Below are 15,849 nucleotides of genomic sequence, written 5' to 3'. Positions count from 1 at the left end.
GGCTTGGAACGGTGGGGATGGTCAGAATGGTAGTGCCGACCTAAGATGAGAAAAACTGATCGAAAAATATTTCAATCATGACGATCGAAAATGGATCATTGATGAGGCCGCTGGATCTGGATGCGGTCCAGGCCTTCGTCCTGGTTGCCGATCTGAGCAGCTTCACGCGTGCGGCCGAGGCGCTGGATACCACGCAATCGGCCGTCAGCCTCAAGCTGAAGCGACTGGAGGAACGGCTGGGGCGGCGCTTGCTGGAACGTACTCCGCGGCGCGTGCGGTTGTCGCAGGAAGGGGCGGCGTTTCTCGATGCGGCCCGCGATCTGCTGGAGGCGCACGAGCGGGCATTGCATGGCCGGGTCGAAACGCGCCTGAGTTTGCGCGTAGGCATCAGCGATCAATCGGCGGGTACCGAGTTGCCGCATCTGCTGGCGAAGGTGGGCGCCTACGATCGTTCGTTGCGCATCGAGGTGCGCATCGGTTCCTCCGCCGGCCTGATCGACGCTTACGACAACGGCGAGCTGGATGCGGCCATCGTCTGCGATGTGGACGGCCGTGCCGGCGGCGAGCTGCTGTTCACCGAGCCTTACGCCTGGTATGCACAGCCGGACTGGAAACAGCCGGCCGGCGAACCGCTGCGTCTGGCCACGCTTGCCTCGCCCTGCGCGGTGCGCGCGATGGCATTGAAGGCGCTGGACGATGCGGAGGTGGCGTGGACCGAGGTCTTCATCGGCGGCGGCCTGCCGGCGTTGGTCGCCGCCGCCTGCGCGGGCCTGGCGGTGGCGCCGTTGCCGCGACGGGTGTGCCCGCCGGCGATCGTCGATGTGGGCGAGCGATTGGGTTTGCCGCGCATGCCGTTGACGCCGATCGTGCTGCACCAGCGCGGCGGCGATCCGCGCACGCGCGAGGCGGTGCGCATTCTAGTCGCCGCACTGAAGGCGCGCGTCGCCGCTACGGCATCACTGGCGGCACGTACGTGAGCGTCAGGCCCAGCAGCCACAGCAGTCCGAGCACGAGCGGCACGTGCACCACCAGCTGGATGAAGGTGAAGCCCACCACGTCGCGCGCCTTCAGTCCGAGCACGCCCAGCAGCGGCAGCATCCAGAACGGATTGATCAGGTTCGGCAGCGCCTCGGCCGCGTTGTAGACCTGCACGGCCCAGCCCAGATGCACGTGCAGGTCGTTCGCCGCCTGCATGACATACGGCGCTTCCACCAGCCACTTGCCGCCGCCCGAGGGCACGAAGAAGCCGAGCACCGCCGAGTAAGCGCCCATCACCAGCGTGAAGGTGTCGGTGGAAGCGACCTGCACGAACAGCCCGGACAAACGGTGCGCCAGCGTATCGCCGCCGAAACCCGGCGCATGCGTGAGCAGCGCTGCGATGCCGCCGTACAGCGGGAACTGGATCAGCACGCCGGCCGTGCTGGGTACGGCGCGCGCCACCGCGTTGAGAAAACTGCGCGGCCGCCAGTGCAGCAGCAGGCCGAGGGTGAGGAACAGGAAGTTGTAGGTGTTGAGGTTGGCGATGGCGGTCACCGCCGGTTTGCTCACGAACTCGTAGCCCAGCCAGCCCAGGCCAAGCAGGCCGATCAGCACCGATAGCAGCGGACTGTATTCCAGCCATTCGCCAGGGCGGGTACGTGGCGGCAGCGGCGGCGTGGCGGTGGTTTCGTTCGCGCCGAAATCTTGCGCGGTGCGCGCGTTCGCGCCGGAGGGTGCGGTGAACCAGCAGATCAACAGCGAGACCGCGATCAGCACGGCGGTCAGCACGATCGACTGCCACAGGAAAATCGTCTGGCTGAAAGGCAGCACGCCAGTGATGTTCAGCAGACCCGGTGGCATGCTCTTCGGGTTGGCCTGCAGTTGCGCCGCGGACGAAGACAGCCCCATCGCCCATACCGCGCCCAGCCCGAGATAGGCGGCCGCGCCGGCGGCGCGGTAATCCATGCGCAGATCTTCGCGACGCGCCAGCGCACGCACCAGCAGGCCGCCGAACACCAGCGAGAAACCCCACGACAGCAACGAGGCCAGCATGCTGACCAGACCGACGTAGCACACCGCGCCGCGGCCGCTGCGCGGCACGCGGGCCAGCACGTCGATGAAGCGCGCGACCACCGGCGCGGTGGCTACCACATAGCCACCGATCACTACGAAGGTCATCTGCATGGTGAAAGGGATCAGGCTCCAGAATCCGTCGCCGAACGCATTGACGGTGACGGCAGGCGTCGCGCCGAACGCCATGGCCGCCGCAGCGACCAGCACCACGCCCAATGCGGCGAACACCCACGCATCGGGAAACCAGCGTTCGGCCCACGCGGAACTGCGCAACGCGGCCCGGGCCAATACGCCTTCGTTCGCGGTCGCCATCGCCAGCCTCCCCAAATAGGCACGGATGGTGCGCGATGCGCGTAGGGGCGGCAATACGATCTTGGTCGCACGCGCCGGCGCGTGGATCAGGCCTTCGCGCGCTGCTTGAACAGTGTGATGGTGGCCACGCCGATCAGGATCACGGCCATGCCGGCGAGGTCGTACGGGCCGACATGCTCGCCCGCGAACAGCACGCCGAACAGCACTGCCACCGGCGGGTTCACGTAGGCATAGCTGGTGGCGACGGCGGGGCGCGCGTGCTTGAGCACATACAGATACGCACTGAACGCGATCAGCGAGCCGAACACCACCAGATAGCCGACCGCGAACGTCGCGCGCAGGGTCGGCTGCGCGGACACGTGTTCGCCGGTGCCGAAACCGACCAGCAGCAGGGCGGCGCTGGCGCAAAGCATCTGCGCGGCGGTGTTCATCGGTCCGGCGGGCATATCCTGGCGCTTGCTCCAGATCGAGCCGAAGGCCCAGCTCGCAGCCGCCACGATCAACGCGATCGCGCCTAGCCGCGAGGCGGACAGGCTGCTGCCGAGATTGAGCACCACGACGCCCGCGAAGCCTATGGCCAGGCCGATCGCCTCGCGCGGGGAGGGCCACTGCCCATACAGGCCGGAGAACATCGCCGCGAACAGCGGCATGCTCGCGACCGCCACCGCGGCCACGCCGGAGCTCACGCTCTGCTCGGCAAAGCACACCAGGCCATTGCCGAAGCCCAGCAGCAGCACGCCGGTGACCGCCGCGTTGCGCCATTGCCGCCCGGTGGGCGCGGCGATGCCGCGCAGGCGCAGGAAACCGAATAGCAGCACGCCAGCGAAAGCGAAGCGGACACCGGCGAGAAGGAACGGCGGATAGCTCTCCAGCGCGTAGCGGATGCCCAGGTAGGTGGAACCCCAGATGATGTACAGCGCGAACATCGCGAGCGGAATCATCACGCGCGGGTCGGCGAATGGCTTCGGTGCCGCATCAGCGGCAGAGGTAACGGACTGGTCGGTCATGGGCGGGGAAAGGCGCGTCGTGGGCGCGGCGACTAGTCTAATGGCCCATCAAGATAATTCGTGGTCGGCAAGTCGAGTAGTGAGCCCTTTGCAAGTCAGGCTTGAGGTGGAATCAAGGCGGACCCGATACGTCCTGTATCGTCCTCTGATGGGCTCAGCCAGCCTGGGTCCGCCGTTCCCGTGCCAGCAGCTCGCGCTTGCGCTCGACACCCCAGCGCCAGCCGCCCAGCGAACCGTCCTCACGCACGACGCGATGGCAGGGCACGATCAGCGCCACCCGGTTGTTGCCGCAGGCCTGCCCGACCGCCCTGGCCGCCTTCGGCATGCCGATGGCCGCCGCGATCTCCCGATAGCTGCGAGTGCTGCCGGCTGGGATGCGCGTTAGCGCGTCCCACACGCGCCACTGGAAGGCGGTGGCGGCGATGTCCAGGGGCGGCGGGGCAGGGGCGGCCGCCTCGCTCCAGCCCAGCTCCGAGGCGATCCGCGCAATCACCGCGTCCAGCCATTCCTCGCGGCCGGCGTCGACGCGCTCGAGTTCCGCACGGGGAAATTCTTCTTTGAGCTGCTGCTCGAGCTCTGCATCGCGCTCGCCCAGCGTTACCGCGCAGATGCCGCGCGTGGTCGTGGCGACCAGCAGGCGTCCCAGCGGCGTAGCGACGGTGGTGTAGCGGATGCTGGCGCCAGCTCCGCCGGCGCGGTAGCTGGCCGGCGTCATGCCGAGCAGGCGGTCGCTGTGTTCGTATACACGGCTGCCGGAACCGAAGCCGGCGTCATAGACCGCCTCGGTCACGCCGGCGCCTTCGCGCAGCGAGGCCTTGAACTGGCCGAAGCGCAGGGCGCGATGATATTCGGCGGGACTGACGCCGTAGCGGCGCCGGAACGCGCGCTGGAGATAGGTCGGGCTGAGGCCGGCGGCCTTGGCTAGGGAGTCGAGGCTGGGCGCCTGTTCCGCGCGCTCGACCAGTGCGCGGACCTGTTCCAGGGCGTCCTCGGTGCGGCGGCGGTGGTTCATGGCGGCGATGCGGGTATCCATGCCGTCAGGTTAGGTGCCCCGGCGGGTCGGGGCTATCCGGATATTGCTGTGTGGATCAGTGCGCGGCGTGGTGCGTATCGCGCAGTACGACGAATTCGCCTTCCAGTACTTCCGGCTGGCGCGTACCCGCGGCGGCCCGCGGCGCGCTACGCTTGCGGGTCCACTGGCGCAGGGCCAGCAGCACGCCGCCGCCGACCAGCAGCACGCCGGCCACGACCAGGCCGAACACCAGCAGCAAACCCACCAGCGCCATGCCGATCAGCAGCGACAGGGCACGGACCAGCGGATGGCGGGAGCGACGCGGAGAAGGCAGCGTGAAGCGCATGTGTTAAAAATCCGTATGGTAAAATCAACGACTTACGTGCGTAACGATGGGGCTTCCGGGCCCATGAGACAAGTGCCGATGGATACTGCTACCCCCGCCCAGCCCCTTTGCCGCCTCGACGACATCCCCGACGGGGAGGCGATCGCCGTGGACGCCGCCCTGCGCGATGGCGAAGAAAACCTCATCGTGATGCGCAAGGGTGAGACAGTGCGGGCTTACCTCAATATTTGTCCACATGCGGGTCGCCGCCTCGACTGGGCGCCGGGCAAGTTTCTGCTGAAGAACGACGTGCTGGTCTGCGCGGCGCATGGGGCGAGTTTCCAGGCCGGCGACGGCCTGTGCATCGGTGGCCCGTGCCGGGGCGAGCACCTGCGCGCGGTGCCGGTGGACGTGGTGGACGGCGAGGTGCGCCTCGGCTGAGGCGGTGGCGGATCACCGGCTAGCGGAACATCAGGTTGATCGCCACCAGGGTGATCACCAGCACCATCGCGGTGAGCGGCAGGCCTACGCGCAGGAAGTCCTTGCCGCGATAGCCGCCGGGTCCGGCCACCATCATCAGTGCCGGATGGCCGGAACTGAGCAGGAAGGTGTTGGACGATGACACCGCCACGATCAGTGCATACGCCGACGGGTTGCCGCCGGTGGCCACGGCCACGCTGATCGCGATCGGCACCATCATGACCGTGGCGCCCACGTTGGACATCACCTGCGAAAACAGCAGGGTGAGGATCGCCAGCGATACCTGCAGCACGTAGGGCGACGCGTGCCCCAGGTGCTGCAGCACCTCCTGCGCCAGCCACGCGGCCGTGCCGGTGGCGTCCATCGACCAGCCCAGCGGAATCAGGCAGGCGGTGACGAAGATCGTCTTCCAGTTGATCGCCTTGTAGGCCTCATCCATGTTCAGCACGCCGGTGAGCAGCATGCCGATGGCGCCGGTCATCATCGCCACGGACAGGTCCAGGTGGGTGAACAGGGCCAGGCACTTGGCGAGCACGAAGAAGCCCACCGCCTGCCAGATCTTGCCGGGCCGTTGTTCTTCCTTCGGGATGTCGGTGACCACGACGAGGTCCTTGTCCTCGGTGGCCAGGCTCAGGTCGCGCCAGCTGCTGTGCAGCACCAGGGTGTCGCCTGCGCGCAGGCTGACCGAGCGCACGTCGTCGCGGAACACCTGGTCGCCGCGGTTCACCGCCAGCACCGAGATGCCGTAGCGCTTGCGCAGGCGCAATTCGCCGACGGTCTGCTTGAGGAAGCGCGAGCTGGGTGGAATCACCGCTTCGGAAATGCCCGCACGCGTCGGATTGAACAGCTCGCCCAGCTGACGCATGCGCGGCGACAGCTTGCACAGCTGGTTGTTGGCGAACTGATTGAGCTGATCGCGCGGGCCGAGCACGCCCAGCACCGAGCCTACCCAGATCACGTGATCCACCGGCGGCGCCATGCGCGCCTCGGTACCGCTCTTGATCGCCAGGATCAGCGGCGCGCCATAGAGCTGCTCGACTTCGCCGATGCTCATGCCGACCAGCGGGCTCTCCGCCGTCACGGTGAGTTCGGCCGTCTCGCCGCCGATGCCGTAGGTATCGGCAAAGTAGCTCTCGGTGCGGCCGGGCGTCACCTTGAGGCGCTCGTCCTCGCGCTCGGGCAGCAGCTTGGGCGTGAACAGATAGAAGAACAGCACGCCGGCGAGCGCCAGCGCGAGGCCCACCGGGGTCACGCTGAAAAGGCCGAACTTTGGAATGGTGTGCGCGCCGGGCGGCAGGTTGGCGTTCGCGCTCGCGATCAGGTCGTTGAGCACGATCAGCGGCGAGTTCGCGATCAGGGTGGTGTTGGTCGCGGTGAGGATGCAGAACGCCATCGGCAGCAGCAGCCGCGACAGCGGCACGCCGGTGCGCGCGGCCAGGCGACTGGTCACCGGGATCATCAGCGCGGCGAGCGCCTGGCTGGGGATCACCGCACTGAACAGGCTGGTGACCAGGTTGATCACCACGCCCAGGCGCGATTCCACGCCGCGCGCCATGCGCATCACGAAATTGGCGGTAAGGCCGAGCACGCCGGCGCGGTCCAGGCCTGCGCCCATGATCATGATGGCGATGATGGCGATCACCGCGTTGCCGGCGAAGCCGTTGAACACGCGGTCGGAAGGGATCAGGCCGGTGAGGCCGATCACCACCACCACCAGCAGCGCCACCATGTCGGCGCGGATCCACTCCAGCACCAGCATCAGCATGGTGAAGCCCACCAGCCCGAGCACCAGGATCATTTCGGGGGTGAGCGAGAGTCCCACTAGCTGGCTTCCTGTCGGACCAGAGGACGATGGTGGATGCAGTTGGGCAGTGCTTGCGTCACGCTGCGAAGACTCGTCCCTGTTCTGGTCGGCGAGTATAAGCGGGGCGGCGAGGCAGCTGGTGAATCGAAGCCGTCCCCGGTGAATCCGGCGGTGCTCAGACGCGCCGGTACAGCAGATCCCACACGCCATGGCCAAGCTTCAGGCCGCGGCGTTCGAAATGGGTTTCGATGCGCCACGCGGGCTTCTCGGCGTATTGGCCGGGGCCGATGTCGTTGCGCCAGTCCGGTGCGGCTTCCATCACCTCGAGCATGTGCTCGGCATAGGGCTGCCAGTCGGTCGCCAGGTGCAGCAGGCCGCCGGGGGCGACGCGCGAGGCGAGCAGGGCGACGAACGCCGGCTGCACGATGCGGCGCTTGTTGTGGCGCTTCTTGTGCCAGGGATCGGGGAACCAGATGCGGGCCTCGGACAGCGTGCCGGGGGCGATTTCGTTTTCCAGCACTTCCACCGCGTCGTGCTTGTACAGCCGCACGTTGGCCGCATCGCGCGCGGCCAGCGCATTCATCAGCCGGCCCACGCCGGGGCCATGCACCTCGATGCCGAGGTAGTTGCGCGCCTGATCGTGCTCGCTGGCCCAGGCCAGCGCTTCGCCGTTGCCGAAGCCGATCTCCATCACCAGCGGGGCGGTTCGGCCGAAGCGTACGGCGTAGTCCTGGGCGGTGCCGGTGTAGTCGATGCCGAAACGCGCCCAGTGTTCGTCGAAGGCTCGCTGCTGCGCCGGCGTCATGCGCCCTTCGCGCAGGACGAAGCTGCGGATGCGGCGCAGATGCGGGGCGGAGTCGTCGCTGCGGTCGCTCATGCTCAGCCGATCGTGCCGTCGATTGGGCTGGATGCCGATGCGTAGCGCTTGCGCGGGATGCGGCCGGCGCGGAACGCAGCACGGCCGGCCTCGATCGCCAGCTTCATGGCATGCGCCATCAGCACCGGATCCTTGGCGCCGGCGATGGCGGTATTCATCAGCACGCCATCGCAGCCCAGCTCCATCGCAATGGCCGCATCGGAGGCCGTGCCCACGCCGGCGTCGACGATGATCGGCACCTTGGCGTTTTCGATGATCTCCAGCAGGTTGTAGCGATTCTGGATGCCCAGCCCCGAGCCGATCGGCGCGGCCAGCGGCATCACCGCGACACAGCCGATCTCTTCCAGGCGCTTGGCCAGGATCGGATCGTCGCTGGTGTAGACCATCACGTCGAAGCCGTCGGCAACCAGTGTTTCGGCGGCCTTGAGGGTTTCGACCACATCGGGGAACAGGGTGCGCTGGTCGCCCAGCACTTCCAGCTTCACCAGCTTGTGTCCGTCCAGCAGTTCGCGCGCGAGCTTGCAGGTGCGCACCGCATCGACCGCGTTGTAGCAGCCGGCGGTGTTGGGCAGCAGGGTGAATTCATCGGGCGGCAGCGCGTCGAGCAGGCTCGGCTGGCTGGCGTCCTGGCCGATGTTCACGCGGCGGATCGCCACCGTGACGATCTCCGCGCCGGCAGCCTGAGTGGCGCGGCGGGTCTCGTCGAAATCCTTGTACTTGCCGGTGCCGGTGAGCAGGCGCGAGGCGTAGCTCCTGCCGGCGATGACCAGCGGATCGGCACTATCGAGGGTCTTGGTGTTCATGGGGTCTCGGGGCGGGGAGGGCGGGCGGCTCAGCCGCCGCCGATGGCCTGCACGATTTCCACCTGGTCGCCTTCGGCGAGCACCCAGCGGATATGCATGCTGCGGGGAACGATTTCGCGGTTCACTTCGACCGCCACGCGGCGGTCGCCGTAACCGGCTTCCTGCAGCAGTTGGGCGACGGTGATTCCGGTGGCGCAGTCGCGAGGGCTGCCATTGAGCGAGATCTGCATCCGCCTATTGTAGCGGGGCTGCGGCCGGGGATGCCCCGGTCGCGGGGAAAAAAGAGCCCGGCGCAGTGGCCGGGCTCGTTGCGTCGCTCAGTTCTGCCGCTCGTCCTTGTTGTTGTGCGGTGGATGCCGATCGCCGCCCCGATTCTGGCCTTGAGGGGCGGGCTGAGGGCGCGGCGGCGGCGCGGCTTCCTGGCGCGGCGGCGGGCTGGGGCGTTCGAAGGCAGGGCGGTTTTCGCGCAGGCTCGGCTGCGGCATCGGCTCGGCCCGCTGCGGCGGCGCACGCTCGATGCGCGGCTGCTGCATGGGTTCGCTGCGTTGCGGGCGGAAATCCTGCGGCGGCTCGCGCATCTCGCGCTGACGGCCATAGTCCGGTTGGGCCTGCGGGTTTTCCGGCGCGCGGTAGGCCGGCTGCTCCATGCGCGGCTGGCGAGGTGCGGGTGCCGGCGCGGCGCCCGGTTCATCGCGGCGGTCGTAGCGCGGTACGTCCGGCAAGTTGCGCGGCTGCGGCTGCGGTTGCGGCGCCGCCTGCGGCTGAGCGGCGCGGCGATCCTGCTCGGGGCCGGGGATGTAGCTCACCCCTGGGCGCGGTGCTTCGTTCCGCCCCGGTGGCGGCTGGCGGTCACGCAGGCCGGCGCGGTCGTTGAAGTCCGGATGGGCGAAGCGCGCGGAGGGGAGTTCGTTGGGCCGCAGGTCAGGGCGCGCGCCTGGCTGATCCGGTCGCGCGTTCGCAGGGTTGCCCGGGTTGGCTTCAAAGCGGCGCGGGCCGTTGTCCACGGAAGCGGGCATGTTCGGCGCGGCGGCATTGCCCGGTCGTGCGCCGACTGGCGGCAGGCGCGCGGGCACGGAGGCGGCGCTTTCATCGCGGCCGGGCATCGGGCGTCCCGGGCCGTTGCCAAGCACGCGCACATTGGTCGGAGCGGCTGCCGCGACAGGCGCCGGGGCGCGCTGGCCGAAGCGGTTCGGCCGTGTGTTGTCGGGGATGACCTGGCGGTCCACCGCGTTGCCCGGCGGTGCGCGGCGCGCCACCACTTCGCGCTGGAAGCCGCCCGCTGGCAGCGGGCGCGCATCGGCCGGGCGCGGCGGTGCGAAGCTGGCGCGCGTGGGTTGCATCGGCACGCCGCGCGGCAGCACCGGCGCGGCGGAGAAGCGACGCGGATCGACCTGCACCAGGTTGCGCCGCACGTTCTGCGCGGAGACGAAGCTGCGGCCCGGCACGGCGGTCAGCGCGTGAGGTACCTCGCGGTTGGCGTAGGCCACGCCGGGCGCGGGGCGTCCGTTGCGAAAGAAGTTGTACTGATTGTTGATGTTGTTGATCACCGTGGTGCGGTTGACGTTGCGCACATAGATATTGGTGACGTTGACGTTGGTGTAGTAATTGCGGCTGGCGCGGTACCACGGGTTGTAGACCTCGCGCGGTCCCAGCGGGAACCAGCCGACCGGCGCGCCGCCGCCGATGCCGATGGAGACGTTCCAGTCGCCGCCGCCAACGAAGGCGACCAGCGCCGGCGCATACACCGGGCGCACCGCGACCGGCCCCGGGATCCAGCCCCAGCGGCTGCCGACATAGGCCCAGCGGCCGTAATGGAAGGGCGCGAAGCCCCACGGTGCATCGTCCACCCAGGTCCAGCCCCACGGCGCGACCCAGGCCCAGTGGCCATCGCGATAGGGCGCCCAGTCCACCGCCACGTGCGCGGGGTACCACACGGCGCCGTAATCGGTATCGTTCTGCCAGTCGCCGTACTGGTCCAGGTCCTGGTAGCCGACCACGTTTTCGGAGACATAGCGCCGGCTCTGCGACGTCTCGTAGCGCTGGTCGCGTTGGTAGCACCAGTCGTCGAACGCATCGCCGCGGTCGCCCAGATCCTCGAGCGTGACATTGCCGAGCGACGAGTCCGCGAACACGTAGCGCGTGCCTGCGTTGACCGTGCGCTGGCTGTTGTTCTCGCCGTACACGGTGGCGCGGCCGCGGAACACGGTGACGTCGGTGGTACGCCCGTCGCGATCGATATCGACGCGGAAAGTGCCCGGCTGGTCGACCACGACCGCCACCGTCGGCGTGTCGATCTCGTAGCTCTGGCCCTGTTCGAGGTTGCGTGCGGTCAGGTTGAGCGTGCCCTGGGTGAGCTCTACCTGGCCGAGCTGGTCGTTGAGGTCCAGCAGGCCGAAATCGGTGTTCTGCGCCATGCGCAGGCTGGTGCCGCCAAGCTCCAGTTCGGCGCGGCCATCCGCGCCGGTGGACAGGCGGTCGCCGCTGGTCAGCGGGCGATTGAGGCTGGCGTCGCTCCAGTCTTTCGCGCCGGCGGGCAGCAGGCCCAGGTCGCCGGAAAGATAGGAAAGGCGCGCCACCCGCGAGGGCGGATCGCCGGCATCGCCGTCGGGCTGCGACTGGGCCTGCACGAGGCCTGCCGCACACCACAACAGCGCGACGGCGAACAGCGGCCAGGCGCGTGGCGTGAAACGTGGGGAAATACGCATGACATTCTCCGGAGCGTGCGCATCGAGGATCGGCTTCCGACAAAAACGCACTGAGTTGTCCGGCGCCGACGAGCCGATTATGAGCATGCGCCCGAGCGCGCCGCGTGGGCGGCGAAGCTCCTTGCGCGAAGCGATTCAGCGGGCCGCCATGTGCGGTTCACCGCGCGTTCGGCCGCCGCCTCCGACAGCGACCGTCCATGCCCGCGTCCATACCGTCGAGGGGTTGTTCCCAAGCGCGCGCCGCCCGGTTACCATCCGCCGACGTTGCGGGTGTAGCTCAATGGTAGAGCTGTAGCTTCCCAAGCTACTGACGAGGGTTCGATTCCCTTCACCCGCTCCATTCCCGCTTTCCCCCGCCCACCGAGCCTTTCCCCTCCCGACAGCGCGCTGAAGATGGCGGACGTGATCACCCTCGGCTGGCGGGAGCGCCTGGCATTGCCAGATCTCGGCATCCCTTCGCTCAAGGCCAAGCTCGATACCGGCGCGCGCAGCAGTTCGCTGCACGTGGACGAACTGGAGAGCTTCGAGCGCGACGGCGCCACCTGGCTGCGCTTCGTCGTCAGCATCGGCCGTCGCCATCCGGTGAGCACGCTTTGCGAAGCGCCCGCGCTGTACCGCCGCGCCGTGACTGATACCGGTGGCCGGCGCACCGAGCGCTGGTTCATTCGCAGCGACGTGGTGCTGGCCGGACGGCGCTTCAGTGTCGACATCAACCTGACTGATCGCCGGCATATGCTGTTTCCCATGCTGCTGGGCCGCACGGCGCTGTACACGCGTTTCGCGGTGGACCCGGCCCTGTCCTACACCCAACCGCGCCACCCCATCGCGGCCATGGACGTCCCATGAAGATCGCCATCCTTTCCCGCAATGCCCGCCTGTATTCCACCCAGCGCCTGGTCGAGGTGGCGCGCGAGCGCGGCCACGTGGTCCGCGTGCTCGATCCGTTGCGCTGCTACGTGCGCATCGCGCCGGGCGACGTGGCGATCCGCTACAAGGGCAAACCGCTGAAGGACATCGATGCGGTGATCCCGCGCATCGGCACCACCAGCACGTTCTATGGCACGGCGGTGCTGCGCCAGCTGGAGATGATGGGGGTGTACACGCCCAATCCATCCGATGCGGTGCTGCGCGCGCGCGACAAGCTGCGCGCTCTGCAGATCCTGGCGGCGCAAGGTCTGGACATGCCGGTGACGGTGTTCGGCGACAACCCGGACGACACCTCCGACGTGCTGGCCATGCTGGGCGACCCGCCCCACGTGATCAAGCTCAATGAAGGCAGCCAGGGTACCGGCGTCGTGCTGGCGGAAAAACGCAGCGCCTCGCAGAGCGTGATCGAGGCGTTCCGCGGCCTGTACGCCAACTTCCTGGTGCAGGAGTTCATCGCCGAAGCCAATGGCAGCGACCTGCGCTGCTTCGTGGTGGGCGGCAAGGTGGTGGCGGCGATGCAGCGCGACGCCAGCGCCGGCGAGTTCCGCGCCAATCTGCATCGCGGCGGCACCGCGCAGGCGGCGACGCTCAGCGCCGAGGAGCGGCAGATCTCGGTGCGCGCGGCGAAGGCGCTCGGCCTGGGTATCGCCGGCGTGGACCTGCTGCGCTCCAAGCGCGGTCCGTTGATCCTCGAGGTGAACGCGTCGCCGGGATTGGAAGGCATCGAAGCGGCGACCGGCGTGGACGTGTCCGGCCACATCATTCGCCATCTCGAGCAGCACGCGAAGAAATGATCCAGGCGCGTCGCGCGGCAAACCGCAACGTGAACGGTTAACAGTGGCGTGAGTACCGGTTAACTACACCGTAACTACGGCGACCCTATAAAGGTCCCACTGCAATTTGCTCGGCACTTCAACCGCTAGGTCTAGTGACAGCAGATTACGGTATCGGGGCAGTAGCTTGGGCCCGGTTGGAGCGGCATCCGTCGCGCCTCCGGGCCTTTTCTTTGGCCGCGTTTCGCCGGTTTGCCCGCGCAGGACGACCGGCTGGCGAGCTGTCCCCACTTTTCCCGATCCAAATTGTTAAGCTTGGCGCCATCGGCCGGCCCGAGCCGGCGGCGACACGGAGTGGCGTATGCGCGTATTGGTGATCGAAGACAACAGCGACATCGCGACCAATATCGGCGATTACCTGGAAGATCGCGGCCATGTGGTCGATTTCGCCGGCGACGGCGTCACCGGGTTGCATCTGGCCGTGGTGCACGATTTCGACGTGATCGTGCTGGACCTGACCCTGCCCGGCATGGACGGCCTAGATGTGGCGCGCAAGCTGCGCCACGAAGCGCACAAGCAGACGCCGGTGCTGATGCTGACGGCGCGCGATGCGCTGGAGCAGAAGCTGACCGGTTTCGAATCCGGTGCGGACGACTACATGACCAAGCCCTTCGCGCTGCAGGAACTGGCTGCGCGCCTGGAAGTGCTGGCGCGCCGCGGCAAGGGTCCGCAGAGCCGCGTGCTGAAAGTGGCCGATCTCACCTACAACCTGGACACCCTCACGGTGACCCGCGACGGCAAGTCGATCCAGCTCAACCCGATCGGCCTGAAGCTGTTGCAGGCGCTGATGGAGGCCAGTCCTTCGGTGGTGACGCGCCAGGACCTGGAGCAGCGCGTCTGGGGCGAGGAACTGCCCGACAGCGACAGCCTGCGCGTGCACATCCATGGTCTGCGCGCGGCGATCGACAAGCCTTTCGACAAGCCGCTGATCCATACGCGGCACGGCATCGGATATCGGATGGTCGAGCCGGATGCGGTCCAGACGTAAGCTGCGTTTTCGCCTGGTCGTTTCCTTCGCGCTGTTCGGGTTCGGGCTGAGTGCGCTGTTCGCGTTCGCGGCGCTGAACATCCGCACCCGCGTCGAGGACCAACTGGTCAACAACAGCCTGCTTGACGAGGCCCGATGGGCCGCCAAGCAGGCCTACGAGCACCCGGACCAGCCCGCCGGGTCGCGCCTGCTCACCGGCAGCATCAAGAGCGAGCGCACGCTCTACAAGGCGCCGCTGACCTGGCAGAACCTCGACACCGGCGTGCACGACATCAACGAGCCGGGTGAAGACGGCCAGATGCACCACTACAAGCTGGCGGTGTATCGCGAGAACGGCATCATCAGCTTCATCCGCTACGACGTGTCGCGCGAGGAGCTGGGCAAGCGACAGCTGATCACCGCGGTGATCGCCGCGGTGTTCCTGTTCGGCCTGATGTCCCTTGCGCTGGGCCTGTGGCTGTCGCGCAAGGTGCTCAAGCCGGTGAGCGAACTGGCCCAGCGCCTGCGCGAGTTCCGCAAGAACGGCAAGGCGGAGCCGCTCGCCGACCATTTCGCCGACGACGAAGTCGGCGAGCTGGCGCTCGCGCTGGACGAGTACGCCAACCGCCTCACCTCGATGGTGGAGCGCGATCGCGAGTTCAACTCCGACGTGAGCCACGAACTGCGTACCCCTTTGGCGGTCATCGCCAGCACCACGGAGCTGCTGCAGGGTTCGCCGGACCTCACCGACAAGTTGCGCGAACGCCTCAAGCGCATCGAGCGCGCCTCGCGCCAGGCCACCGAGCTGATCGAGGCGCTGCTGCTGCTGTCGCGCGCCGAGCGCCGTGGCCCCACGCGCGGCGAGACCACCGACGTGGCCAAGGTCGCCTCCGATGTGATCGAGAGCCAGCGCCCGCAGATGCGCGACAAGCCGCTCGATGTCGAGCTGGTGGTGAATGCTCCGCTGAGCATCAACGCGCCGGCCTCGGTGCTGTCGGTCGCGCTGACCAATCTGATCGGCAATGCGATCAAGTACACGCTCGAGGGTACGGTCACGGTGAGGGTGGACAAGAACCTCATCGAGATCATCGACACCGGCCCCGGCATCAAGCCGGAGGATGCCGAGCGCCTGTTCCAGCGCGGTGTGCGCGGCGAAGGAGCGGGCGGCAGCGGCGCAGGCCTGGGCCTGGCCATCGTGCGGCGTCTGTGCGAGCTCTACGGTTGGGACGTGTCCATGCGTCCGCGCGTCGACAGCAACGGCGCCATCGCCAGCATCGTATTTCAGTAAGGTGGCGCGCTGATAACGCGCGCCAGAGCTCCGGGGATTAATGCATTTGACGGGCGATTCATGTCCGCTCTGATAACGCGTGGCGAGATAATGCGTGCATTGACATGATTTTCACCGTATTGAAAATCTTGTGTATTAATTAGGCGTCTCGTTGACGAATCCTCGCCATTAATTTCTCATTTTCGGGCACGCGGTTGTTGCGCCGCACAAAGTGTGATGTATCGCACATGTTGCCTAGTGGACAAGCTCCCGTTCAGGCATGGACACTCGATGCCGGAAACGGATAGAAATGTGGCCTTGGCGCGCCATCTGGCGCGCAACGGGGCAGCTCTCGCTCCGTTGCCGGGAGTCATCCAGCGGATCGGCCTCAGCTCATGACCGCACCCGACAGGTGGCGGCGCCGGGCACGCTCTGCGGCATTAAAACAGCGTCATGTCGGCATTTTGAAACATGGTCG

15 protein-coding genes and 1 tRNA gene are annotated in these 15,849 nt (G+C 67.5%); 7 read left to right on the top strand and 9 right to left on the bottom strand.

Annotated features, from left to right (window positions below; translation table 11 throughout):
- Positions 1 to 101: 101 nt before the first annotated feature.
- A complete protein-coding gene (locus tag ACNR9O_RS17415; protein ID WP_473686513.1) occupies positions 102 to 977 on the top strand; it encodes a LysR family transcriptional regulator in 876 nt (291 codons plus the stop codon).
- Here the strand turns inward: ACNR9O_RS17415 and ACNR9O_RS17410 are convergent.
- From ACNR9O_RS17410 to ACNR9O_RS17395, 4 genes are all read right to left on the bottom strand, one after another.
- The gene (locus ACNR9O_RS17410; protein ID WP_473686515.1) at positions 949 to 2,364 is read right to left on the bottom strand and encodes a short-chain fatty acid transporter; all 1,416 of its coding nucleotides are present in this window, start codon (positions 2,362 to 2,364) and stop codon (positions 949 to 951) included. The genes ACNR9O_RS17415 and ACNR9O_RS17410 overlap by 29 nt on opposite strands.
- An 86-nt stretch (positions 2,365 to 2,450) precedes the next feature.
- Positions 2,451 to 3,371 carry a drug/metabolite exporter YedA gene (gene yedA, locus ACNR9O_RS17405; RefSeq protein WP_473686517.1) on the bottom strand — a complete coding sequence of 307 codons (921 nt, stop codon included), beginning with the start codon at positions 3,369 to 3,371 and terminating at the stop codon, positions 2,451 to 2,453.
- A gap of 154 nt (positions 3,372 to 3,525) precedes the next feature.
- The gene (locus ACNR9O_RS17400; RefSeq protein ID WP_473686519.1) at positions 3,526 to 4,404 is read right to left on the bottom strand and encodes a methylated-DNA--[protein]-cysteine S-methyltransferase; all 879 of its coding nucleotides are present in this window, start codon (positions 4,402 to 4,404) and stop codon (positions 3,526 to 3,528) included.
- A gap of 55 nt (positions 4,405 to 4,459) precedes the next feature.
- Positions 4,460 to 4,729, bottom strand: coding sequence for a hypothetical protein (locus tag ACNR9O_RS17395; RefSeq protein ID WP_473686521.1), 270 nt, complete (start codon positions 4,727 to 4,729; stop codon positions 4,460 to 4,462).
- A 78-nt stretch (positions 4,730 to 4,807) separates the two neighbouring features.
- On the opposite strand from ACNR9O_RS17395, the gene ACNR9O_RS17390 reads away from it, so the two are divergent.
- Positions 4,808 to 5,149, top strand: coding sequence for a Rieske (2Fe-2S) protein (locus ACNR9O_RS17390; RefSeq protein WP_473686523.1), 342 nt, complete (start codon positions 4,808 to 4,810; stop codon positions 5,147 to 5,149).
- Positions 5,150 to 5,168: 19 nt separating this feature from the next.
- Here the strand turns inward: ACNR9O_RS17390 and ACNR9O_RS17385 are convergent, their stop codons facing one another.
- The 5 genes from ACNR9O_RS17385 to ACNR9O_RS17365 form a co-directional block, all read right to left on the bottom strand.
- Positions 5,169 to 6,986 (bottom strand): SLC13 family permease, encoded by a 1,818-nt coding sequence (locus ACNR9O_RS17385; RefSeq protein WP_473700811.1) that lies wholly within the window; start codon positions 6,984 to 6,986, stop codon positions 5,169 to 5,171.
- 181 nt (positions 6,987 to 7,167) lie between these two features.
- Positions 7,168 to 7,869, bottom strand: a complete 702-nt coding sequence (gene trmB, locus ACNR9O_RS17380; protein ID WP_473686527.1) for a tRNA (guanosine(46)-N7)-methyltransferase TrmB — start codon at positions 7,867 to 7,869, stop codon at positions 7,168 to 7,170.
- 2 nt (positions 7,870 to 7,871) lie between these two features.
- Complete coding sequence (locus ACNR9O_RS17375) at positions 7,872 to 8,672, bottom strand: thiazole synthase (protein WP_473686529.1); 801 nt, start codon at positions 8,670 to 8,672, stop codon at positions 7,872 to 7,874.
- 29 nt (positions 8,673 to 8,701) lie between these two features.
- A complete protein-coding gene (gene thiS, locus ACNR9O_RS17370) occupies positions 8,702 to 8,902 on the bottom strand; it encodes a sulfur carrier protein ThiS (protein ID WP_473686531.1) in 201 nt (66 codons plus the stop codon).
- Positions 8,903 to 8,989: 87 nt separating this feature from the next.
- Entirely contained in the window at positions 8,990 to 11,377 is a 2,388-nt protein-coding gene (locus ACNR9O_RS17365; RefSeq protein WP_473686533.1) for a DUF6600 domain-containing protein, read from the bottom strand.
- A 266-nt stretch (positions 11,378 to 11,643) separates the two neighbouring features.
- Between ACNR9O_RS17365 and ACNR9O_RS17360 the strand changes: the two genes are divergently transcribed.
- From ACNR9O_RS17360 to ACNR9O_RS17340, 5 genes are all read left to right on the top strand, one after another.
- Positions 11,644 to 11,717, top strand: a tRNA-Gly gene (locus ACNR9O_RS17360).
- 53 nt (positions 11,718 to 11,770) lie between these two features.
- Entirely contained in the window at positions 11,771 to 12,223 is a 453-nt protein-coding gene (locus ACNR9O_RS17355) for an ATP-dependent zinc protease family protein (RefSeq protein WP_473686535.1), read from the top strand.
- The gene (rimK, locus tag ACNR9O_RS17350; RefSeq protein ID WP_473686537.1) at positions 12,220 to 13,098 is read left to right on the top strand and encodes a 30S ribosomal protein S6--L-glutamate ligase; all 879 of its coding nucleotides are present in this window, start codon (positions 12,220 to 12,222) and stop codon (positions 13,096 to 13,098) included. The genes ACNR9O_RS17355 and rimK overlap by 4 nt, the downstream gene beginning before the upstream one ends.
- 340 nt (positions 13,099 to 13,438) lie before the next feature.
- Positions 13,439 to 14,125 (top strand): response regulator transcription factor, encoded by a 687-nt coding sequence (locus ACNR9O_RS17345; protein WP_473686539.1) that lies wholly within the window; start codon positions 13,439 to 13,441, stop codon positions 14,123 to 14,125.
- Positions 14,109 to 15,392, top strand: coding sequence for a sensor histidine kinase (locus tag ACNR9O_RS17340; RefSeq protein WP_473686541.1), 1,284 nt, complete (start codon positions 14,109 to 14,111; stop codon positions 15,390 to 15,392). The genes ACNR9O_RS17345 and ACNR9O_RS17340 overlap by 17 nt, the downstream gene beginning before the upstream one ends.
- Positions 15,393 to 15,849 lie beyond the last annotated feature (457 nt).

Source organism: Dyella sp. CR10 (assembly GCF_055814425.1).
Note: the sequence above shows the minus strand (reverse complement) of the source record. Positions and strands in the feature narration are given on the sequence as shown.